This window comes from Wenzhouxiangella psychrophila, from assembly GCF_042310375.1.
Lineage (GTDB): Bacteria > Pseudomonadota > Gammaproteobacteria > Xanthomonadales > Wenzhouxiangellaceae > Wenzhouxiangella.
In genome coordinates this window covers 299231-322373 of the sequence record NZ_JBHJMQ010000002.1, presented here as the reverse complement: position 1 = coordinate 322373, position 23143 = coordinate 299231, and the positions used below count along the sequence as shown (strand labels likewise).

At 62.8% G+C, this 23143-nt stretch carries 18 protein-coding genes; 13 read left to right on the top strand and 5 right to left on the bottom strand.

Annotated elements, in window-relative coordinates:
- Nucleotides 1-129: 129 nt before the first annotated feature.
- Together ACDC66_RS04120 and ACDC66_RS04115 are read right to left on the bottom strand one after the other, a co-directional pair.
- Nucleotides 130-798: a MarC family protein gene (locus ACDC66_RS04120; RefSeq protein ID WP_376695405.1), complete on the bottom strand. Its 669-nt coding sequence runs from the start codon at nt 796-798 to the stop codon at nt 130-132.
- A 99-nt stretch (nt 799-897) separates the two neighbouring features.
- On the bottom strand, nt 898-1221 hold the full coding sequence (locus tag ACDC66_RS04115; protein ID WP_376695507.1) for an FAD-linked oxidase C-terminal domain-containing protein: 324 nt from the start codon (nt 1219-1221) through the stop codon (nt 898-900).
- Nucleotides 1222-1334: 113 nt separating this feature from the next.
- Between ACDC66_RS04115 and ACDC66_RS04110 the strand changes: the two genes are divergently transcribed.
- Nucleotides 1335-4340, top strand: a complete 3006-nt coding sequence (locus ACDC66_RS04110; protein WP_376695404.1) for an alpha/beta fold hydrolase — start codon at nt 1335-1337, stop codon at nt 4338-4340.
- A 24-nt stretch (nt 4341-4364) separates the two neighbouring features.
- Complete coding sequence (locus ACDC66_RS04105) at nt 4365-5096, top strand: hypothetical protein (RefSeq protein ID WP_376695403.1); 732 nt, start codon at nt 4365-4367, stop codon at nt 5094-5096.
- Nucleotides 5097-5316: 220 nt separating this feature from the next.
- Here ACDC66_RS04105 and ACDC66_RS04100 read toward each other — a convergent pair whose 3' ends face one another.
- Nucleotides 5317-6675, bottom strand: a complete 1359-nt coding sequence (locus ACDC66_RS04100; RefSeq protein WP_376695402.1) for an FAD-binding oxidoreductase — start codon at nt 6673-6675, stop codon at nt 5317-5319.
- A 49-nt stretch (nt 6676-6724) separates the two neighbouring features.
- On the opposite strand from ACDC66_RS04100, the gene serA reads away from it, so the two are divergent.
- The 6 genes from serA to ACDC66_RS04070 all read left to right on the top strand — a co-directional run bounded on the left by serA (nt 6725) and on the right by ACDC66_RS04070 (nt 12961).
- A complete protein-coding gene (gene serA / locus ACDC66_RS04095) occupies nt 6725-7957 on the top strand; it encodes a phosphoglycerate dehydrogenase (RefSeq protein ID WP_376695401.1) in 1233 nt (410 codons plus the stop codon).
- 21 nt (nt 7958-7978) lie between these two features.
- Nucleotides 7979-8257, top strand: coding sequence for a GNAT family N-acetyltransferase (locus ACDC66_RS04090; RefSeq protein ID WP_376695400.1), 279 nt, complete (start codon nt 7979-7981; stop codon nt 8255-8257).
- A gap of 109 nt (nt 8258-8366) precedes the next feature.
- Complete coding sequence (locus ACDC66_RS04085) at nt 8367-8822, top strand: c-type cytochrome (protein ID WP_376695399.1); 456 nt, start codon at nt 8367-8369, stop codon at nt 8820-8822.
- Nucleotides 8823-8835: 13 nt separating this feature from the next.
- The gene (locus ACDC66_RS04080; protein ID WP_376695398.1) at nt 8836-10191 is read left to right on the top strand and encodes a cbb3-type cytochrome c oxidase subunit I; all 1356 of its coding nucleotides are present in this window, start codon (nt 8836-8838) and stop codon (nt 10189-10191) included.
- On the top strand, nt 10184-10990 hold the full coding sequence (locus tag ACDC66_RS04075; protein ID WP_376695397.1) for a CbbQ/NirQ/NorQ/GpvN family protein: 807 nt from the start codon (nt 10184-10186) through the stop codon (nt 10988-10990). The genes ACDC66_RS04080 and ACDC66_RS04075 overlap by 8 nt, the downstream gene beginning before the upstream one ends.
- 36 nt (nt 10991-11026) lie before the next feature.
- Complete coding sequence (locus ACDC66_RS04070; protein WP_376695396.1) at nt 11027-12961, top strand: nitric oxide reductase activation protein NorD; 1935 nt, start codon at nt 11027-11029, stop codon at nt 12959-12961.
- A gap of 7 nt (nt 12962-12968) precedes the next feature.
- On the opposite strand, the gene ACDC66_RS04065 is transcribed toward ACDC66_RS04070, so the two are convergent.
- Both ACDC66_RS04065 and ACDC66_RS04060 read right to left on the bottom strand, forming a co-directional pair.
- The gene (locus ACDC66_RS04065) at nt 12969-14057 is read right to left on the bottom strand and encodes an ATP-binding protein (protein ID WP_376695395.1); all 1089 of its coding nucleotides are present in this window, start codon (nt 14055-14057) and stop codon (nt 12969-12971) included.
- Nucleotides 14054-16315: an ATPase, T2SS/T4P/T4SS family gene (locus tag ACDC66_RS04060; protein WP_376695394.1), complete on the bottom strand. Its 2262-nt coding sequence runs from the start codon at nt 16313-16315 to the stop codon at nt 14054-14056. Before ACDC66_RS04060 ends, ACDC66_RS04065 begins: the two co-directional genes overlap by 4 nt.
- Nucleotides 16316-16608: 293 nt before the next feature.
- Here ACDC66_RS04060 and ACDC66_RS04055 point away from each other — a divergent pair, with 293 nt between their 5' ends.
- The 5 genes from ACDC66_RS04055 (at nt 16609) to ACDC66_RS04035 (ending at nt 23123) form a co-directional block, all read left to right on the top strand.
- Complete coding sequence (locus tag ACDC66_RS04055) at nt 16609-16905, top strand: hypothetical protein (protein WP_376695393.1); 297 nt, start codon at nt 16609-16611, stop codon at nt 16903-16905.
- A 71-nt stretch (nt 16906-16976) separates the two neighbouring features.
- On the top strand, nt 16977-18233 hold the full coding sequence (locus tag ACDC66_RS04050) for a TolC family protein (protein ID WP_376695392.1): 1257 nt from the start codon (nt 16977-16979) through the stop codon (nt 18231-18233).
- Nucleotides 18230-19483 carry an efflux RND transporter periplasmic adaptor subunit gene (locus ACDC66_RS04045; protein WP_376695391.1) on the top strand — a complete coding sequence of 418 codons (1254 nt, stop codon included), beginning with the start codon at nt 18230-18232 and terminating at the stop codon, nt 19481-19483. The genes ACDC66_RS04050 and ACDC66_RS04045 overlap by 4 nt, the downstream gene beginning before the upstream one ends.
- 14 nt (nt 19484-19497) lie before the next feature.
- A complete protein-coding gene (locus ACDC66_RS04040; protein ID WP_376695390.1) occupies nt 19498-22635 on the top strand; it encodes an efflux RND transporter permease subunit in 3138 nt (1045 codons plus the stop codon).
- Nucleotides 22632-23123, top strand: a complete 492-nt coding sequence (locus tag ACDC66_RS04035; RefSeq protein ID WP_376695389.1) for a DUF411 domain-containing protein — start codon at nt 22632-22634, stop codon at nt 23121-23123. The genes ACDC66_RS04040 and ACDC66_RS04035 overlap by 4 nt, the downstream gene beginning before the upstream one ends.
- Nucleotides 23124-23143: the final 20 nt, after the last annotated feature.

The window sequence follows — 23143 nt, the reverse complement described above, 5'->3', positions numbered from 1 at the left end:
TGTATTCCGTGATTTCCGTGGTTACAAGATTTTCTTCTTTCGCACTTCTTCGCGTTCTTTGCGTCTTCGCGGTTAGTTCATCCAACCACCAACGACCTGGCCGGGGTTCGGGATGATGTGCTCTGCTATTCAGCCGGCGCCGGCAGCGCCCTCGAGTCCGGCAAGATAGTTGGTGACCGCTTCACCCGCACCGTTGAGGACGAACTGAACCGCGATCACCGCAAGGATCAGACCGAACACCTTGGTCAGGATGCGTCGGCCGCTGTTGCCGATCCAGCGAATCACGACGTTGGAGTACACCATCGTGAAATAGCAAGATACCGTGGTCACCGCAATCGCGAATAACACCACGATGGAATACCAGAAGCCCGGCGCTTCGCTCGTCAGGATCATGGCGGTGGCGATGGCGCCGGGACCGCTGATGAAGGGAATGGCCAACGGCACGATGGCAATGTCCTGGGCCAGCAAGGCGCGCGAGGGCCTAGCCTCCGACTTGTCGTGATCCGAGGCCTCGCTCTTGTTGAGCATGTTCATGGCGATGCCGAACAGGATCATCCCGCCGGCGATGCGGAAGGCGGCCAGGGTAATGCCGAACAACTGGAAGATGAGCGACCCCAGCAGGGCGAATACGAACAGCATCGCCGTCGAGGCAATCACCGCCCGCCGCGCAATCGCTTCCTGCTCTTCGTCGTCGCTCTCGGACGTGAGTGACGCAAAGGCAAAGGCCGTGGTCAGCGGATTGACGATCACGAACATGCCGACGATCGCAATCAGAAAGTATTCAATGATTGAGCCCATGAGACCGGACCACAAATCGTTTCGGAGCCTGAGTCGACCATAGCATGGCGTAGCGAGTCACAAGCCCGCTGCGTCTTCGCGGTTAATGCTTTTTTATCGCTAGAAAACCTTCCCGGGGTTGAGGATGCCGTCGGGATCGAAGGCGGCCTTGATCTGGCGCATCAATTCGATCTCGGCGTTTGAGCGGCTGTAATGCAGGTCCTCGCGCTTGAGCAGGCCGACGCCGTGTTCGGCCGAAACGCTGCCCTCGAACTTCCGGACCAGCTCGAACACGCGCGGGCTCAGTTGCTTGCCGGCCGCGTGGAAGTCCTCGATCGACCAAGTCTCGGGCCGCAACACGTTCATGTGCAGGTTGCCGTCGCCGATATGGCCGAACCATACGACTTTGAATATCCACCTAAAACCTAGACTTGAATTCTTCAGCTTCAGACAGTAGCCTCGGCGATCAGCGGCACGAAGTGTGTGCCGGGGAAGGGATATGTTGCCCGCCGGTAAACGCCGGCTAGGCGTTGTGCGAATTTCTGGGGAGACAGAGCATGAGCATATCTCAGCCCTTTCCTTTGATCATCCTGTTATTTTCATTTTTCTTCACCGCAGTCGTTCACGCCAGCTCTGTGCCGCAAGCCGCGCTGGAAGAACGTCGCGCAATCGCGGAGAGTGGAGCTTACCAAGCCTCCGAAGCTCTTGCGACGAGTCCGAGGATTGACCCGGCATCTCTCATTGAGGCTTTGGACGTTCCCGCCGAGCAAGTTATTGCTGCATGGACGAACGGATCTCAGGCCTCGGCTGGGGCGTTCGATGAACTGGGCGTTATTCAGCCACGCGAGGGAAACACATTCGTAGTGCTGAGCACTGGCATTGCCGGCACTCCAGAAGCTGCTCCAGGCGCTGACTTATCTGGGTCCGATGAAACCACGATAACCATTGAGCTCGAACCGCCGGCCAGCGCGACTCACGTGGCTTTTCGTTTTCGATTCATGACCGCCGAGTATCCCGCATTTTCTGAATCCGGTTACAACGACCAATTCACTGCAACACTGTCCGATTCCGGTGGTTCCAGGGAAATTGTCGGCATCACTGCCCGAGACAACCGCGTATATCCGGTCTCTGCATCAACGGCCGAAGGATCTGGATTTGACCTGTTCGCAGCCGACCCCCGGCAGTTCAATACGGAATTCGGGAACGGTTTGCCCGCATCCGGCATGACTGATTGGATTACCGTACGTGAGGCTCTCCGGCACGATGGCCCCATCACGCTGGAATTTCGGGTTCGCGATCAAGGCGACGACTTGATGGATTCTGCAGTGATTCTCGATGACCTCTCTGCGGACGCGGCTTCCATACACATGGCGCCGCGGAGAAAAAGCATATCGCCAGCACAAACCGATCCAGGTGACGTTCTCGTCAACTGTGTTTCGCCCCCGGCGCCCGTGCCGGTCGACGGAGCAGTTGCCGATGGAGCCACCCGTCTGTTGTTCACTGTGCAAACACCTGGCCCCGGACACGTCAAGTACTCGCTATCTGGCTCCAGCGCACCCGAGGATGGCGGGTTCACTGAGTCCTTTGACAGCGAGGACCGCCTGGATGAGATCGAGGTTAGCGTTGTCAATGGACTAGGCCAGACTCTTTACCTTGTCCCGGAAGATTTTAACCGCGGCGGAGACGAAGGATCGTCCGAGCGGCTCGTAACCGTGCGTGCTGAATACATTCCCGATGGAGCTTACCCGGCGTTTGAGACCTTTTTGCGGCCAAAGCTAAAGAGGCCGGGTGTGGTTTTCGCACATGGACTATGGTCTAACCCCGGAGATGCCTGGAGTGAAACCCCGCTGCTCGCGCACCCGTTTGTGCTGGAGAGTGGCGCGATAACATTTCGCCGTGCCAATTACATTGGAACAAATGCAGCTCATTTCGAAACCAATCGCCTGATGCTTGACACTTGGCTCGCCCAGGTCTGTACCGACCTGAGGGGTGAGGGTCTGGCCATGCGGCAGGCCGACGTGATCGGCCACAGTATGGGCGGCATCCTCGGTCGGGTATACGAGGCCACCCGACCCACTTTGATCAATCGGCTGATCACCCTGAACACACCGCACTTTGGCTCTTCCTGGGCCAATGCGCTCCTGGCGCTCCGAGACAATCCTGATTTGCTTGTACGATTTATCACAAGGAGGGTTTTCGACTCATTGGGCAAACCTATTTCCGACGGCGCAATCGACGATCTCGCGGTTGGCAGCAACGCAATCAATTCCCTCCCCGCAACATCGATACCTTCTCACGCGATGGTGGGCGTTGGTGGCAAGTTCATTACTGATCCGATTGTCGATGGCTCCATAGCCGGACCGACCGGTCCCCTGCTCTGGTTTTTCGGCCTGCGTCCGTCGGATGTATTCGACACCCCGGAACATGATCTGGTTGTTGGACGCGACAGCCAAATTGGCGGCATCCCACCCGGCGCAACCAGCATATTCGAAGGGTTTCCGGACAGCCTGCACTGGAACGCCACCAAGAGTGAAAGCTATTCCGATCGGATATTGACGACAAATGGCGTGAGCCTGCTCAACGCACAAACCGACGGATTGTTGTACGGGCACTTTCCTTCGCCGTCCGCCATGCAGACAGCATCGCCAAATCCACATTCAGGCATTTCCACAACGGATGACGAGCCCGAATTACCCTTGGTCGAATTTCTCACCCCAGCGGACGGAGCTGCATTTGTTGCCGGTGAAAGCTTCACTGTAACGGTCGATGAACCCGCTGATTTTGAGAGCCAACGCGTGCTGTTGGTCACCGAAGTACACTCTCAGGGAATGGACACAGCCCCTTTCTCCGCTGAATTCACGATTCCACTCGAGTTCGTCGGCGAGCTGGAAATGACCGCATTCGCAACCGACGATCTCGGCGGCTTCGCTGCTTCGGAAGCCATTACCTTATTGGTCGAAGCTCCTGCCGAATTGATGGAAATCGAAATCACCACGCCGGACCCAACGATCTTCCCGTTCGAAAACCAGCGCCGGATTTCAGTTTCCGGCATATATGCCGATGACATAAACCGAGATATCAGCGACTCCTCAACCGGAACCGTATACGCATCCTCCAACCCTTCCGTAGCGACGATATCAGAGGATGGACAGATCACCCCGATCGAAGAAGGGTTCACCACGGTGATCGCGCAAAACGGTCCGTTTCAGGACAGCATTTCAGTACGCGTTCTGGAGCGTGATCCACCATTACCGGAGATAGTCGATGTGGACGCCAACCCCGAGGAACTGTGGCCGCCGACCAACCGCATGGTTCCCGTGGACCTGACAGTCACCGCCAATGGAAGTCCGGTCAATGGCTGTGCCGTAGCTGAAGTTTCCGCTAATGAAGGGAACCCTGCCTCAGATATTGCGATCACCGGTGATTTGACGCTTGAGTTGCGGGCCAGCCGGCTGGGAACCGAGAAAGGGCGCAGATACACGATCGAAGTCGGCTGTTCAAGTGGAAATGTAACGAGCGCGGGAACTGCCGAGGTTGTGGTTCCGCACGATCAACGTCCTTGACGTATTTACCAGGAGCACGAGCGAATGTTCGGCATATCCCGTTCCGAGCCTAGACAGCAAGCTCGTGCTCGCCATTGTTGCATTCCCTCTTCCAGTTTCACTCGAGTGTTGGCCTTGATGGCCGCGGTGTGGTTAACATCGTTTATCATCGGTTGTGGTCTGGCAGGCAACCCGGATGAGCGAGTATTGTTCGGCAAAGAGCCACAACCTTTAGAATATGAGTACCTACATCTTGCAACAGAACTCTGGTCCGAGAAGCCTTGTTATTTAATATCAGACGAGAGCATTACGGTCGGCGTAATCGCCTCATCAGGCAGACAAGCATCCTATCTCCGTTCAACCTGTTTCAGGTATGTCGCTGCTATCCTTGAACGTCCTGATCTGTGTGAACATGTGGTTTCGGTGAGCACATTATTTGATTCCGGCCATGACCTGAACCAGGAGTCGTGCGAACAGCTAGCAAGACGTGGAGATCGTGGCTATGCCGGTGGTAGTGTTGAACACCAGGCAATGTTCGAACTGGCCGGCTTCACCGAAACAGACATCAAAGACCTGCTCCGCAAACACGACATCCCCCCGAGTGGAACCTATTGCCTGCTGTACTCGCGGGAATTTTTTGCCGCCATTGAAAACCTGCCGAACTTCGCCGGCGAAGATGACCTGGAGAAAATGAAAGCTGTCGAATGGCGGCCGCATCAGCTATTGACCTTGCAGGGTTTCCCGTGCACGGGAAAGTTTTTGCATGAATACATGTAGTCAATGCGGCGCGGCAGCTTGAACTTCAAAAGCTTTAACCACAAAGACGCAATGAGCGCCAAGACAATCAAAAACAAAGAAACCACAGAATACACGGAAGATCACGGAAAGAGAAAATTGTTTCTCAATTTATTTCGTGTATTCGGTGATTTCCGTGGTTTATCTTTTCTTCTCTTATCGTAATCGCTTCGCGTTCTTTGCGTCTTCGCGGTTGTTGCTTTTAGAAGACTTTCCCGGGATTCAGAATGTCGTCCGGATCGAAGGCATGCTTGATCTGGCGCATCAGATCGATTTCGGCCTTCGAGCGGCTGTAATGCAGGTCCTCGCGCTTGAGCAGGCCGACGCCGTGTTCGGCCGAGACGCTGCCCTCGAACTTACGCACCAGCTCGAAAACCCGCGGGCTCAGTTGCTTGCCGGCGGCGTGGAAGTCCTCGATCGACCAGTCCTCGGGCCGGAGCACATTCATATGCAGGTTACCGTCACCGATATGGCCGAACCATACGACTTCGAATTCCGGGTAGTGCTCGCCGACCAGGCGATCCAATGATTGCAGGAATTCCGGCACGCGCGAGACGCGCACCGACAGGTCGTTCTTGTAGGGCGTGCGCGGACTGATCGCCTCGCTGATCGCCTCGCGCCAGCGCCACAGTTCCTCGGCCTGCGCGCCCGACTGACTGATGGTGCCGTCGGCGACATGGCCGGCCTCGGCCAATTGCTCAAACAGGGTCAGCGCTGTTTCCTGGCTCGCCTGGCCGGGATCGTCGAATTCCACCACGGCGTAATACGGGCACTCGCCGTCGAGCGGAAAGGTCTCGGCATGCATCCCCGCGACATACCCGATCGAACGTCGGTCGAAGAACTCGAATGCCGAAAGCGTCAGTCCGGCTCGCAGCTCGGCAAATGCCGGCATGATCGCGGCCAGCTCAGTAAAGCCGATCAGCAGCACCGACTGCTCCGGCGGCGGCTGGGTCAGGGCCACGGTCGCCTCGGTGATGATGCCGAGCACGCCTTCGGAGCCGATCATCAGGTGGCGCAGATCAAGGCCGGTGTTGTTCTTGACCAGCCCGCGATTGAGCGCCAGCACCTCGCCGGTGCCCGTGACCACGGTCAATCCACGCACCCAGTCGCGCGTCATGCCGTATCGGAGCACGCGGATGCCGCCGGCATTGGTGGCGATGGAGCCGCCGAGCTGGCTGGAGTCGGCCGCCGCCCAGTCGACCGGGTAGTACAAGCCGGCATCGGCGGCGCGGCGCTGCAGTTCCCCCACCGGCAGCCCGGCCCCGCCGCGCAGGCTCGGTTCTGTCGGGTCGAGTTCGAGCACGTCGCGCATCTTCTCCATCGAAACCACGATCTCGCCGTCGCTGGCCACGGCGCCCCCCGACAAGCCGGTCCGACCGCCGCTGGGCACCAGTTTCAGCCCGTCGCGGCGGGCCAGGCGAACCAGCTCCACGACTTCATCGGTGCTTCGCGGGAATACCACCGCCTCGGGCCGGGCGGGCCAGAAGCGCGTCCAGTCCCGGCCATAGTGCGCCAGGGATTCGGCATCGTTCAGCGATTCGATCGGATCAAAGCGAGGCATAACGTTATTATCACTCTTTCAGCCCGCCGAGACCGAACGGATCAATCGCATGAGCGCCAAGCACTCCCTGCCCAAGGACAAGATCAACTTCCTGCTGCTCGAAGGCATCCACGACCGCGCGGTCGAGAGCATTCGGTCATCGGGCTACGCCAATCTGCAGGTCGAATCGAGCGCACTCGAACCGGCAGCCCTGAGCAAGGCACTCGCCGGCGTCCATTTCCTCGGCATCCGCTCGCGCAGCCAGATTACCGAAGAGATTCTCGATGCCGCCGACAAGCTGACCGCCATCGGGTGTTTTTGCATCGGCACCGACCAGGTCGACGTCGATGCCGCCCGCCGGCGCGGCATTCCGGTATTCAATGCGCCCTACGCCAACACCCGCTCGGTGGCCGAACTGGTGCTGGCCGAGATCATCATGCTGATGCGCGGCATTCCGGAGAAGAACATGGCCGCCCATCGCGGGCAGTGGCTCAAGACCGCCAGTGGCTCGCACGAAGTGCGCGGCAAGACCCTGGGCATCGTCGGCTTCGGCCACATCGGCTCGCAGCTCGGCATCCTGGCCGAAGGTATGGGCATGAACGTGATCTTTCACGACATCGTCGACAAACTGCCGCTGGGCAATGCACGGGCCGCCTCGGGGCTGACCGAAGTGCTCGAACAGGCCGACATCGTCAGCCTGCATGTGCCCGACACCGAGCAGACCCGCGGCATGATCGGTGAGCGCGAACTCGCGAAAATGAAAACCGGCAGCCGGCTGATCAATGCCTCCCGCGGCAAGGTGGTCGACATCCCGGCCCTCGCCGAGGCGGTTAAAACGAGTCATCTCGCCGGCGCGGCCATCGACGTCTTTCCGTCCGAGCCCTCCGGGCCGGACGAAGAATTCGTCAGCGAGCTGCGCGGCATGGACAACGTGCTGCTGACGCCGCATATCGGTGGTTCCACGCGCGAAGCCCAGCAAAACATCGCCCTCGACGTGGCCGGCAAGCTGGTGCGGTATTCCGACAACGGCTCGACCATGGGCGCGGTCAACTTCCCGGAAGTCGCCCTGCCCGACCACGCCACCGCCAGACGCATCCTGCACATCCACCGCAACGAGCCGGGCGTGCTGCAGGCGATCAACAGCGTGTTTTCCGACGCCGGGGTGAATATCGTCGCCCAGTACCTGCAGACCCTGCCGGACGTCGGTTACGTGGTGATGGACGCCGAGACCGAGGATGCCACCCGCATCATCCGCGGCCTGGAGACCATCCCCGCCACCATCCGCACCCGCTTCCTCTACTGACCCCGACCAAGGAGACCCGCCATGAGCGACCTGGATATCAAACTCGATCGCGAGGCCGGCCGATTCGAGGCCGTCATCGAAGGCCATTCCTGCGTGCTCGACTTCACCATGGAAGACGACGCGGTGAGCATGAACCATGTCGGCGTACCCAAGGCGGTCGGCGGGCGCGGCATTGCCGGACAGCTGACAAGGCATGCGCTCGACTGGGCCGATGACCAGAATCTCAAGGTTCGCGCCCGCTGCCCGTACGTGGCTGCCTGGGTCGAGCGCCACCCGGAATATCAGAGACTGCTTACGTAACTGGCGGAGTTATTTGGCGTTTTTTCTTGTTACCGGGCGCGATTGGGCCATACAATGGAATTGATGTACTTCAAACATCACATTCATTCATTGGCTTCAGGAGGGTCCAATGATCGAGGGTCTCAGCCGTAACGCCGCGCGCAACATCTTTCTGGGCGGCTCCATTATTTTCTTCATCATTTTTGTAGGCCTGACGGCCCACAGTCACTACTACATCGTCACCGAATCCACCGATCACGAAGGGCTGACCGAGTCGGTCAAGCTCGGCAAGCACGTGTGGGAGAAGGAGTCGTGCATCAACTGCCACAGCCTGCTCGGCGAGGGCGCCTATTTCGCCCCCGAGCTCGGAAACGTGTGGCTGCGCTATGGCGGCGCCGACGATCCGGAGGCCGCCCGCCAGGGAATCAAGTCATGGATCCAGCTGCAGCCGCTGGGCGTGCCCGGCCGGCGTCAGATGCCTTCCTACAAGCATCTGAGCGAAGAGGAACTCGACGCCCTGGTCGATTTCTTCCGCTGGACCAGCGAGATCGACACGCAGGGCTGGCCACCGACGATTTCGGGATAAGAGGGAGAGCTGAATGAAGTACCAGACGCAGAAAGTCGCCTATCCGTTTTTCATTGCCGCCCTGCTGCTGTTCGCGGGGCAGGTGCTGTTCGGCCTGCTCGCCGGTGCCGTATACGTGTGGCCGGAGTTCATGGCCGAGGCCATGCCCTTCCATATCATGCGCATGAGCCACACCAACCTCCTCGTCGTGTGGCTGTTGATCGGCTTCTTCGGCGCCACTTATTACCTGCTGCCCGAGGAGGCGGAAACCGAGCTGCACAGCCCGATGATCGCCTACATCCAGCTGGGCATCTTCGTGTTCGCCGGTGCCGCCGCCCTGATCAGCTATCAGTTCGGCATTCATGAAGGCCGCGAGTTTCTCGAGCAGCCGATGTGGATCAAGATCCTGCTGACGATCTCGTTTTTGATGTTTCTCTACAACGGCTCCCGTACGCTCATGACCGGCCGCAGAACCGCCATTTCCATGATCCTCATGGCCGGTCTTTGGCTGGCTGCCATCTTCTGGCTGTTCGCCTTCTACAACCCGGCCAACCTGTCGCTGGACAAGATGTACTGGTGGTACGTCATCCACCTCTGGGTCGAGGGCGTGTGGGGCCTGATCATGGCTTCCCTGCTGGCCTACCTGCTGGTCAAGATGTCCGGCGTCGACCGCGAAATCATCGAGAAATGGCTGTATGTAATCGTCGGCCTGGTGCTGTTCGCCGGCCTGCTCGGCACCGGCCACCATTACTACTGGATCGGCACGCCGTCCTACTGGCAGCCGCTGGGCAACATCTTCGGCGCGCTCGAGGTGCTGCCGCTGTTCTCGATGGTGGTCTTCACCTTTTACATGTTCTGGCAGGGCAGCCGCAATCATCCCAACAAGGCGGCGATTCTGTGGACGCTCGGCTGTGCCGTCATGGCGTTCTTTGGCGCCGGCGTGTGGGGCCTGATGCACAACATGTCCTGGGTCAACTACTACAGCCACGGCACGCAGGTCACCGCCGCCCACGGGCACCTCGCCTTCTACGGCGCCTACGTGATGCTCAACCTGGCGATCATTACCTACGCCATGCCGCAGCTCAGAGGCAAGCTGCCCTACAACCAGATCCGCAACATGTGGAGTTTCTGGCTGATGACCGGCGGCATGGCCTTCATGACCTTCACGTTGACCTTCGCCGGCGTGGTCCAGACCCACCTGCAGCGCGTCATGGGCGAGAACTACATGGCCACGCAGGACCAGATCTGGGTGTTCTACGCCATGCGCTTTGGTGCCGGCATCGTCGTCGTCATCGGCGCGCTGATCTTCCTGTGGGCCACGCTCGGCAAACCGCGCGAGCAGACCCCGAAGGGTGACGCGCACGTGGCTTCCGGTATCGCGGATGGGTGATCCCGAGCGAAGAAATGGACCGTCGACGCAACTGCCCTGGTACCACGAGACAGCCGGCGAGTGTACGTTCTTCGAGGCGGCTTGGAAGCAGGGCCTGCCGCTGCTGCTCAAGGGCCCGACCGGCTGCGGCAAGACCCGCTTCGTCGCGCACATGGCCGCCCGACTCGGGCGACCGCTGTTCACCGTCTCTTGCCACGACGACCTCACGGCCGCCGATCTGACCGGCCGCTACCTGCTCTCCGGCGGAGAAACGAAGTGGGTGGACGGTCCGCTCACCCGCGCCGTGCGCGAAGGCGGCATCTGTTACCTCGACGAGGTCGTCGAGGCCCGAAAGGACGTCACGGTGGTCATGCACCCGCTCACCGACGACCGCCGCATCCTTCCGCTCGAACGGACCGGCGAGGTCTTGCAGGCCCCACCGGAGTTCATGCTGGTCGTCTCCTACAATCCCGGCTACCAGCACGTCCTGAAGTCGCTCAAGCCGAGTACGCGCCAGCGCTTTGCCGCGCTGAGCTTCGATTTCCCGCCACCGGAGGTGGAAACCGAAATCGTGGCGTCCGAGAGCGGCCTGTCGAAGGACCTCTGTGCCGGCCTGATCAATCTCGCCCGGCGCATCCGCGAGCTCAAGGGCAAGGATCTCGAGGAAGGCGTGTCGACCCGCCTGCTGGTCTACTGCGCCACCTTGGTCGCCGGCGGCATGGCCATGGAAACGGCCGCCCGGGCGACGCTGATCCAGCCGCTCAGTGACGACGAAGACGTCATCGCCGCGCTCGAGGAACTGCTCTCGCACACGTTCTAAGAAACCTCTGATCAAATACACGGAGTGTGAGCCCCGATGCCTGAATGGCTCGAATTCGAGGAACTCGCCGGTCGCTGGTGGCACCGCTGGGCATCGGCGGCGACCAGTTATCCGACCCATCCCGAGGCCGCCGTCGAGTTCGAAGCCCTGCGCGATGCACTGGCCGTCTACTTCCGGGCGCTGGGCGGCCCGACCGGCATTACCCTGACCACCTCGCGCGCGGCCGGCCAGGCCCACCGGCTGAGCTGGCGCCAGCGACTGGGCCTCGAACAGGAGCCGATGGAGCTGGCGAGGCTCGATGCCGAGCACCTAGTCCTGCCGCAACGCAACGCCCTGTTTCCGGATCCCGAGCGCAACCGCCGGCTGTATTTCTGGCAGACCGCCTTTGTGGCATTCAGCCTCCTGCCGCCGGCGACACCCGATCCGCTGCAGCGCGACCTGCTCTACCTGGCAGCCTCGGCCGAGGCGCTCCAGGCATTGCTGAGCGAGTTCCCGGGCTGGCGCGCGCGCTACACGGAGCTCGCCGCCGACCTGGTCCGCCTGCGGCCAACGCGCCGTCTGCCCCCGGTCGAGGCCGCTGTCGAGCAGGTCATTGTTCGCCTGCTGGGCCAGGACATCAATCTCGATGAACGCGCAACCGAGCTGTACGGGGCCGTGACCGCAAATCCCGGAACGATTCGCGACTTCCGCGCCCCGTCGGGCTATCGCCCACCGCTGCCGGTGCCGCTCTGGCCGGCGGTCACCGCCGGCGCCGGAACCGAAAGCGAGCCCGAACGGGACGCCGACGAAGAGGAAGCCGGCGGCGACGCAAAGGAAGTCGGCGAGCAGATGTTCCAGGCCCACAGACGCCGCCTCGACCAGACCGAGCGCGACGACCCGCTGATGCTCAACCCCTTCGAGAAGATCATTTCCTGGGCGGAAATGGTCAACGTCAACCGGGCTGTCGAAGACGACGACGAGGACGAGGCGCGCCAGGCGGCCGAAGGGCTCGACGAGCTGACCCTGTCCAAACACCGGAAGAAAGCGGCCACGCGCCTGAAGATGGGCCTGGAGGTCGCCTCCGCAGCCGTACCCGAGACCACGCTGCAAGCGAATGTCACCTGGCCCGAATGGCACTACGGCCGCCGGCGCTACCTGCCCGATTTCTGTGCCGTGCAAGTGCTCGACCCCGGAATGGCCGACGAAGACTGGTCACCGGATGCCGACACCCGGTCACGCATTCGTAGCGTGCGGCGGCAGTTCGAAGCGCTCAGGCCTCGGCGCGAATTGCTGCGCGCCCAGCTCGACGGCGACGAGTTCGACATGGACGCCCTGGTTCGCATGGTCACCGAGCGCGCCGCCGGCCATTCTGGTTCGGAGCGCATCTATTCAACCTGGCGCGACACCTCGCGCGACCTAGCCGTGGCCACCCTGGTGGACGTATCTCTCTCGACAGACTCCTGGCTCGACGATCGCCGCGTCATCGATATCGAGAAGGAAGCCCTGCTGGTGCTCGCCAACGGCATCGACGCCTGCGGCGACGAGCAGGCCGTCTACAGCTTCACCTCGCACCGGCGCAAGCGCGTGGAAATCACGCCGCTCAAACGCTTCGACGAACCCATGGATCGCGGCATTGAGCGCCGTATCGCCGCGCTCGAGCCGGGACGCTACACGCGCATGGGCGCGGCCATCCGGCACGTGGCGGCCGAGCTGGCCGAAAAAGCCAACCGCCACCGGCTGCTGCTGGTGCTTACCGATGGCAAGCCCAACGACACCGACCACTACGAAGGACGCTACGCCATCGAGGACACGCGCATGGCCGTGCGCGAGGCCCGCCGCGACGGGCTGGTGGTCTTCGGCGTCACCATCGACGCGCGCGCTCGCCAGTACTTCCCTTTGATCTTCGGCCGCAGCGGCTACGCCATCGTGCCCCGGGCCGCCGCGCTGGCCACCGCCCTGCCCGCGATCTACCGCCAGCTCGTCCAGCGCTGATCGAACATCAGATCAGGTCGCGCTGGGCGTAAACCGCTTTCCAGATCTCGCCGCGCTTCTGGGCGATTTCCGTGTCGAAGTAATGGCGCAACCGGCGGCGATCGTCGGGCTGGTCTTTCAACGCCGAACCGACGATGAAATGGACCAGGCTGTCGATAGCCACTTCGCCGTCGGTGTAGTAACGGGCATGGATACACAGTGCATGCCCCACACTGACGGCCTCGGCCGTCGACATGGTTGCACCGGCCAGGCGATCGGTCGAACGCCCGCTCAGTGACTGGCCGTTGCGCAGTTCGTGGAAAATGGTCACCAGGGCCATGATCACGGATGGATCGATTCGCACATCCACGCCGGCGGACTCGTTGAGCCGGCCGACCTCTCGCGACACCACTTCGATCTCGTCTTCGACATCGCGAATCGAGGGAACCGTCTCGAAATTCATGCGCCGCTTGAGCGCGGCACTCATCCGGTTGACGCCTTCATCGATGCTGTTGGATGTGGCGATCACGTTGAAACCGGCGCGCGAATAGAGGACGCCGGACTGGCCACTGAGTTCCGGCACCGTGATCAGCCTGTCGGACAGGATCGACAGCAGCGCATCCTGCAGCGGCTGGGGGCAGCGGGCGACTTCTTCAAAGCGCACGATCTTGCCGTCGCGCATGCCGCGATAGATCGGGCTGGGCACCAGCGCCTCCGGCCTGGGGCCGCCCTGCGCGAGTAGCGCATCGTTCCAGCTGTAGAGCAGCTGGTCGACTTCGCTCAGTGCCCCGCCCTGCAGGGTCAGGGAGGAATCGCCGGAAATGGCCGCGGCGAGCAGTTCGGACAACCAGGACTTGGCCGTTCCCGGCTCGCCGACCAGCAGGCACCCCCGATCGGTACAAAGGGCAATGACCACACGCGTGATCACGCCCGGGTCAATCACGATCTTGTGACTGATCTTCAATTCGTCATCGCCGAGCACGAACTTCTCAACCGCCAGCGGCGAGAGCTTCCATCCCGGCGGTACGGGATGCTCATCCCAGCTTGCCAGTCGCTTGAGCTCGTCGGCGAAAGCTTTTTCCGCCGGCGGTCGCTGCAATTGCGGCTTTCTGCTCACGACTGTTTCCTCCTGCCACCGCGCTGCTCAGGCGCCATGCGATCCTGCGGCAGGATGCGGGGGAGCTCCTCGAGCGGAATGGTGCCATTGATGACGTGGTCGAGCGCGCTGTCGCGCATGGTGATCAGGCCCGCGTCGAGCGCCTGCCAGCGCAACTCCCCGGCCGGTGGCTGCAGGGAAATGACGCGCCGGATATCGTCGTTGACCTGCAGGTACTCGACCACGGCGACCCGGCCGCGCGTACCCAGGCCATTGCAGTGCTTGCAGCCTCGGCCGCGGAAGCAGCGGAAGTTGACGGGTACACGCTCCGGGAACAATTCCCGTACAACGCGTTGATCGGGTTCGGCCGGCTCCCGGCAGTGCTCGCAGATGCGCTTGGCCAGTCGCTGGGCGATGATCGCCAGGAGCTCCCCGGCGATCGAGTTGGGCAATACCTGCAGATCATAGAGGCGCTGCAGCGCGTCGACTGCGTCGTTGCTGTGCAGGGTCGACAACACCAGGTGCCCGGTCTGTGATGCACGCATGGCCTCCAGCGCCGTCTCCGAGTCCCGAATCTCCCCCACCATGATCACGTCGGGATCCTGGCGGACGAAAGAACGCATGGCATCGGCGAAGCTGAAGCCGATATCGGGACGCGCCCGCGTCTGCTGGATATTGTCGATGGAGTATTCGATCGGGTCCTCGGCGGTAATCACCTTGCGTCGACCGTCATCGGCCAGTTCCTGCAGCGCGGCATAGAGCGTCGTCGACTTGCCCGAGCCGGTCGGCCCCACGACCAGCACAAGCCCGGCGGGATTGTCCAGCAGCCGTTGGTAGAAACCGGCCACCCGATCGGACATGCCCAATTCACGCAGCCCCAGCACTCGCCCGGTCTGGGACAGCAGGCGAATCACGGCGTGCTCGCCGTGCAAGGACGGCTGGATCTGGACCCGCAGGTCGTAGTTGGTGGCGCCTACCCGCATGTGCGAGCGCCCCCCCTGCGGCAGGCGCCGCTCGGCAATGTTGATCTCGGCGCGCACCTTGATGACGTTGATGAGACCGGCATGGTCACGCGGCGTGAGCTGGTAGTGCGTCAAATCGTGCAGCTCTCCGTCAACCCGGATCCGGATTCGAATCCGATCGCCATAACGCTCGACGTGAATGTCGGAGGCCTTGGCGCTGACCGCGTCGAGAAGGATCGACTCGTACAGGGAAACCAGGTAATGGCTGAGTTCCCGATCGGAACTGTCGAGCAGGTCGTCGGAGCGCGTCGGTTCCTGGTTCTGCTCGGTCCAGCGCAGCATTTCGCTGCCGCGCGAGGAAAGATCGATGACCTGCCACAGCCGCCGGAAATCGGTGGGCGTAACCAGCAATTTCTCTACCGACTTGAAGTCCTGTACCCGCGCCACATCCTCGGTCGGGGCATCGGGATTGTCGGTCGCCACGTACAGCACCCCGTCGCCCGAGCGAATCGGCACCAGGCGCTGGTTGTCCAGGAATGTCTTGGAAAACCGCCGGAACAGGGCGAGATCGAGATCCTTGAGCAGTTCGTCGGCGCTGGCCAGCCGGAGCCCGTAGCGTTCGGCAAGGCTGCGATAAAGATCCACATCGGCAACATCGCCGCGACGCTGCAGGACGGAGATCACCGGCTCGCGCCGTCGACGCGCTTCCGCCCGTGCATCGTCAAGCTGCCTTTCGTCGATATAGCCCAGGTCGATCATGGTGTCGCCCGCATCATGGGCCAGGTTGACCAGCCCGAGTTCACGTCGCCTGAAGCGCTCGTTTTCCAGACCGCGGGCCACGAGCAAGGGAACCAGGGACTCGTCTCCCTCGAGCGTGACCAAGTGGCCGCCCTCGGCGAGTTGATCGGCAAGACGCTCCCGGTCGTTGATGCGGGCGTTGCAGAAAATCAGGTCGAAAGGCGCCAGGTCCGGCGCGCCCAGCTCGCCCTCCCCGAGAATCAGGCGGACATTCTCGACCCCGGCCCGCTCGAAGTTCGCCCTTGCAATGTCGGCCACCTCCGTCTTGACCTCAACCACCACCACATCATCGACCGTGCGTGCAAACGCCGCGGCGAGGTAGCCGGCGCCGGCGCCGATCACCAGCACACGTCGGCCCAGGCCGAGGGGTTCGATCAGTTCCAGGATGCGTTCGACGGCTTCACGCGTGGGGATGCTGCGTCCCGAAATCACGCCGTCGAGATCCCGCGAGGCAAGAAAAAGCGAACGCGGCAAGCCATCCAGCAATCGAGCGATTGTTTCCGGGTGCGGCCGCTTCATCCGACAAACCTGAACATGACTTCCACAACGGCAGCGTGAACTTGCCGGCGAGCGCAGGAATTCATTTCTGGCGTAATCCCCTTTTTCGGATGCTGGCGAAAACGATAGCAGAGTTGTCACTGCACCGGAACACTCCCGGAACACTCAGAGCGGCCCACGCCCACAGGCCCGGCCAAGACACGGACTCTTCAGGCTGGTAAACTCAAAACATGAAGCCCGTATTCCGCATCCTGTTGCGTTGCCTCCTCGCTGCCGCCCTCGCGTCGGGGAGCATTCCAGCGTTGGGCACGGGCATGATCGATTCATCTCAAGCACCCGCCGCACAGGCGGACACGGAATCCGGACACGGCTCCGATTGCCATTCCGCTGATGCCCCGACCGGCGACACGATGGATGGTTCGACGCACGATTGCTGCGAAACCGATCAGCCCTGCGAGCACGGCAACTGCGTCTGCACCGCACTCAGTCCGGTCGTCCCGATCCATGGGTCCGCCGCTGCCTTGAGCGCGCCGGTGAGTCCGGCCTGGATGCTGGCGACACCCTCCCCGGTGGCCACCACCTCAAAACTGCTGCGCCCCCCAAGGGCCTGACCTCTTTCGCTTGTTCGTAGGTAGCGCTGCGCTGCCTGATCGATTCTTCCGAATAGCAAGAGAGGTCTGCCATGCAGACACCAAAGCGATGGCACGTTCTCGCCATCTTCCTGTTGATCGTATCCGCTCCGCCCGCGGCGGCCATGGAACTGGCGCTGGCCGAGTCGCTGGCGATTGAAAGAGACCCGGGACTGCTGGCGCTCGAGCAACGCGGGCTGGCACGCGAGGCGTCGGCGCGAGCCGACGGCACCCTGCCCGATCCGGAAGTGTTCATCGGCGCCCAGGGCCTGCCTGTGGACGATCCGCTCGACGCGGACATGATGACCCAGTACCGGATCGGCTTTCGCCAGCGCCTGCCCGCCGGCGACACGCTGGCGCTGAGGCGCGAGTCCGGCAACCGGGAAACGCGCGCGCTTGAAGCGCGTTACCAGGCGCGAAAACTGGAGGTGCTCCGCCAGACACGTTCGGCCTGGGTCGACTGGGCCGCGGCCCGACAGACCCTGGCGGTCGCCCGAAGCAGCCGGCAGTCCTTCGAAGACCTGCTGGCGATTACCGAAGCGCGTTATCGTGCCGGCACCGGTCGGCAGCGGGATATCAGCCAGGCCAGGCTGGAGCTGGCCCTGCTCGACGAGCGAATCCTGGAGCGCGAAACCGCCGTTGACGAGGCCGCCAGCCGGCTCGAACGCTGGACGGGCCGCAGGCCCGGCGAAGGCCGCGAGGCACAACTGCCCGACTGGCCGAATCCACCGGCCTTCTCTCGACTTGAAAACGAGCTCCATGCCCACCCGAGCCTGGCCGAGCTGGAATACCGGCAGTCGGCAGACGAGTCGCGGGTTGGCCTGGCGCGAGAAGCCTACCGGCCGCAATGGATGATCGAGGCCGGCTATGGCCATACCCGCGGCAACGACCCGATGACGCTCAATCGTCAGTCCGACAAACTCTTCGCCATGGTCAGCTTCAGCCTGCCGCTATTTACCGCCAATCGGCAGGACCAGCGCCTGGCCGCCGCGCAGGCCGAATATCGAGCACGAGGACACGACATCGCCGATCGGCTCGAGGAATTGCGCGGCGAACTCGACCGTCAGAACCGGCTGTGGCAGGGCCGCGACCAACGCCTGGAACTGCTGGAAAAGCATGTCCTGGTGGCGGCCGAGAATACCGTGGAGTCGACCATGACTTCCTACCGTTCCGACCGCGCCAGCTTCGACGAACTGATCCGCGCCCGCCTGGCCCTGCTCGACCAGGAACTGGCCGCTATCGACCTGCGCCGCAAGCGCATGCAGGCCGCCGTCCAACTTCGCTACCTGGCCGGGGAGACTGAATCATGAAGATCCTTGTCGCGATACTCACACTGGCCCTGGCCCTGCCGCTTTCGGCCCGCCAGGACGATGACCATGACAATCACGACCACGCCGACCATTCGCCTGCCGAGCCTGCGAGCGAGGACAGCGCCGTCGACCGGATGCTCGAAGACACGGCGACATCCTCCGGCACCGACTGGACCTGCCCCATGCATCCGCAGGTGTCGCGCGACGGCCCGGGCCAGTGCCCGATCTGCGGCATGGACCTGGTGGAGCGTGAGCAATCCGGGGACGATGAAGCGACTATTCGTGTACCCGGCCGCATCCAGCAGAGCATGAACCTGCGCACTGCCGAGGTGCAGCACGGGCGTCTGTGGCGACGCATCGACACCGTCGGCCGCATCCAGGTCGACGAAACCGGCCTGGCCCATGTCCATCCGCGCGTGGAGGGCTGGATCGGCGAGCTCGACGTCAATGCCGTGGGCGAGCCGGTCGAAGCCGGACAGCGCCTGTTCACCCTCTATTCGCGCGAGCTGGTCAACGCCCAGGAAGAGTTCCTGCAAGCCCTGCGATCCGGCGGCGCGGAGATGGCCCGTGCCGTGCGCCAGCGCCTGGCCGCGCTCGATGTCCAGCCACAGGTCATAGATCGCATCGAGCGCGAACGGCAGGTCATCGATTACCTGCCCTGGTACGCCACGCAGGACGGCTATGTCCGCACCCTCAATATCCGCCCCGGTATGTTCGTCGCGCCGGGCAGCGACATGCTGGTCATTGCCGATCCTGACCGCGTGTGGGTGATGGCCGACGTTTTCGCCGCGCAGATGGCCTGGATCGAAGCCGGGCAGGCGGTCGAAATCACGCGCGAGACCCGGCCGGGCGAAACCCTCGAGGCCGAGATCGACTTCGTCTACCCCGAACTCGACGAGACGACCCGAACCGCCCGTGCCCGAATCGAAATCGAAGACGCCGAGGCCGGCCTTCGCCCCGGTGAATGGGCAACGGTCACGATCTACGCCGGACCCAGGGAAGACTTGCTGTTCGTGCCGACCGAGGCGCTGATCCGCACCGGCACGGCCACCCGCGTGATCCTGCGCGACAGCGAGGAGCGCTTCTCCGTCCGCGAGGTCCGCGCCGGCATGGAAAGCGGCGAGTACACCGAGATTCTCGCCGGCGTCAGCGAGGGCGAGGAGGTCGTCACCTCCGGGCAGTTCCTGATCGATTCGGAAGCCAACCTTCGCGCCGGCCACGACCGGCTGGGAGGCGGCCATGACCACTGAAAGGGGCACTCGTCATGATTGAAGCCATCATCCGCTGGTCGCTGGCCAACCGCGCGCTGGTGCTGCTGGCCGCGGCGATCCTGGCCGTGCTCGGGATTTTCGCAATCCGGGCCACCCCGGTCGATGCCATTCCCGACCTCTCCGACCCGCAGGTGATCGTGCGCGCCTCCTTCCCGGGCCAGGCGCCGCAGGTGGTCGAGGACCAGGTCACCTACCCGCTCACGACCGCCCTGATGGCCGTTCCGGGCGCCCACACGGTGCGCGGGTTCTCGATGTTCGGGGATTCGTTCATCACCATCCTGTTCGAAGAAGGGACCGACCTCTACTGGGCGCGCTCGCGGGTACTGGAGTACCTCAGCCAGGTCTCCGGTCGCCTGCCCGCCGGCGTCCAGGCCCAGCTCGGGCCGGATGCCACGGGCGTGGGCTGGGTCTACAAGTACGTGCTCGCCGATCGCAGCGGCGAGCACGACCTGGCCGAGCTGCGGGCCCTGCAGGACTGGTTCCTGAAGTTCGAACTGCAGTCGGTCGCCGGGGTCTCCGAGGTCGCAACCATGGGCGGCATGGTGCGCCAATACCAGGTTGCGCTCGACCCCAACCGGCTGCGCGCCTACAACCTCGACATCGCGCGGGTGAAGAACGCCATCGAGCGCGCCAACAGCGAGGCCGGCGGCTCGGTCATCGAGCGCGCGGAAGCCGAATATATGGTGCGCGCCACCGGCTACCTCCAGGGTCTCGAGGATCTCGAGCAGGTCAGCCTGGGCCTGGCCGAGGACGGCACGCCGGTCATGCTCGGCGACGTGGCCGAGATTCGGCGCGGCCCGGCCGCGCGGCGCGGCATGGTCGACCTCGACGGCGAAGGCGAGGTGGTCGGCGGCATCGTCGTGATGCGCTCGGGCGAGAACGCACGCGAGGTTATCGAAGCGGTCCGGGCACGACTTGACGAGCTGGCAAGCGGACTGCCGGACGGCGTGGAGATCGTCGAGACCTACGATCGCTCGGCGCTGATCACCTCGGCGGTGAACACGCTGTGGGAAAAACTGGCGCTGGAGTTCATTGTCGTTGTGCTGATTGTCGGCCTGTTCCTGTGGCATCTGAGATCGTCGATCGTGATCCTGATCTCGCTGCCGCTGGGCGTGATGGCCGCCTTCGTGATCATGAACCTTCAGGGCATCAACGCCAACATCATGTCACTCGGCGGCATCGCGATTTCCATCGGCGTGATGGTCGACGCTGCCATCGTGCTGATCGAGAACGTGCATCGACGTTTCGAGAAACACCGGCCGGGTGATCCACACTGGCCGGTGATCGAGGAAGCCACGCTGGAAGTTGGTCGGCCGATCTTCTTCAGCCTGCTGCTGGTCGCCCTGAGCTTCCTGCCGGTATTTGCCCTGCAGGCCCAGGAGGGGCGGATGTTCTCGCCGCTGGCCTTTACCAAGACCTATGCCATGGCCGCCGCGGCCGGGCTGGCGATCACCCTGGTGCCGGTGCTGATGGGCTATTTCATTCGCGGCCGCCTGCGCGGCGAGGAAGGCAATCCAATCGCGCGCGGCCTGGCCGCACTCTATCGGCCGGTTGTAAGGGCCTGCGTCCATCGACCATGGCTGGTCATCGGCATCACCGTGATCGCCGCGGCCAGCACACTCTGGCCCCAGAGCCGCATCGGCAGCGAGTTCATGCCCGAGCTCGACGAAGGCAGCCTGATGTACATGCCGACCACGCTGCCCGGCATCAGCCCGGACAAGGCGCGCGAGCTGCTGCAACAGACCGACCGGATGATCGCCGAGCATCCCCGCGTTGAGCGCGTGATGGGCAAGATCGGGCGCGCCGGGACGGCTACCGATCCGGCGCCGCTGACGATGATCGAGACCTTCATCACCCTCGAGCCGAAGGACGAATGGCCGGCAGGCACGACCACGCAGACGATTATCGACGAGCTCGATGCCATGCTTCAGCTTCCCGGACTGACGAACGCCTGGGTGTTTCCAATCCAGACGCGGCTGGACATGCTGCAGACCGGCATCCAGACCGATGTCGGGATTCTCGTCACCGGTCCGGACCTGGGTGAGATCGAGCGCCTGGCGCGCCGGATTTCCGACGAAGTCGGCGCCCTGCCCGGCACCGTCAGCGCCTTCGCCGACCGGCCGACCGGCGGCCGCTACATCACCGTCGACATCGACCGTAGCGCGGCCGCCCGCCACGGCCTCGACATACGCAGCGTACAGGACACCGTGCGCTACGGTATCGGCGGGGCCGATGTCACCGAGACGGTCGAAGGTCTGGAACGATTTCCGGTCAACTTGCGCTACCTGTCCGATTTCCGGGACTCACCCGAGGATCTACGGCAGCTTCCGCTGGTCACGCCAAAAGGAGCCCATGTCCCGCTGGGCGAAGTCGCCGAGATTCGTATAGAAGACGGGCCGCCACGAATCCGTACCGAGAACACCCGGCCGGCCGGCATCGTCTTCGTCGAGCTCGACACCGACGACCTGGCCGCCTGGGTCGACACGGCCCGGGCCACGATCGCCGAGTCAATCGATTTTCCGGCCGGCTACAGCTTCGCCTTCCGCGGCCAGTACGAATACCTCGAACGTGCCGCCGAACGCATGCGGCTGATGATCCCGGTCACCCTGGCGATCATCATCGTACTGCTGATGCTGACCTTCCATCGCATCGTCGATGTCGTCATGGTGTTGCTGGTCGCGCCCCTATCGCTGGTCGGCGGCCTGTGGTTGATGTGGCTGCTCGGCTACAACTTCTCGGTCGGGGTTTCGGTGGGCTTTATCGCCCTGGCCGGGCTGGCTGCCGAGGTCAGCGTGCTGATGCTTGTCTACCTCAACCAGGCCTGGCGCGAACGTGCCGCGCTGGGCAATACTTCGATCACGCGCGCCGATCTGCGATCGGCCATCGTCGACGGTGCCCTCAAGCGCATCCGGCCGATCACCATGACCCAGGCCACCGTCTTTCTGGGCCTGCTGCCGGTCATGCTCACCAGCGGCACCGGCTCGGAAATCATGCAGCGCATCGCCGCCCCGATGGTCGGCGGCGTGTTCGCCGTCTGGCTTTCCGCCCTGCTGGTGCTGCCGGCAATCTACTATCTATGGCACGGCCGCGGCCTGCCCGACCGCCATGAAATCGAAGGAAACCAACCATGAGAACTCCTAACGCAATCGCAACACTGATCGCCGTCACTTCGCTCCTGATGACCGTGGCGTGCACGGGCCAGTCACCGACGCCGCCCGAGGGAGCCAATGATGAATCCGGTCACGCCATGACCGTCTACCACGATCCCCAGTGCGGCTGCTGCGGCAAATGGGTCGAGCACATGCAGGCCAATGGCTTCGAAGTGGAGGCTATCCCGACCGGTGACATGAACCGCGTCAAGCGCGAGCTTGGCGTGCCGCAGGAATTGCCCTCCTGCCATACGGCCACGGTGGGCGACTACGTCATCGAAGGCCATGTACCGGCCGAAGACGTACAGCGTCTGCTGGCGGAACAGCCTGATGCGCGCGGGCTGAGCGTGCCGGGCATGCCGCTCGGCTCACCCGGGATGGAAGTCGATCACCGCCGGATGGCCTATGACGTGATCCTGTTCGGTGAGGGCGAAACGGAGGTATTCAATCACTACCCCGAGATCGAGTGACTCGCCGGCGCGCAACGGAT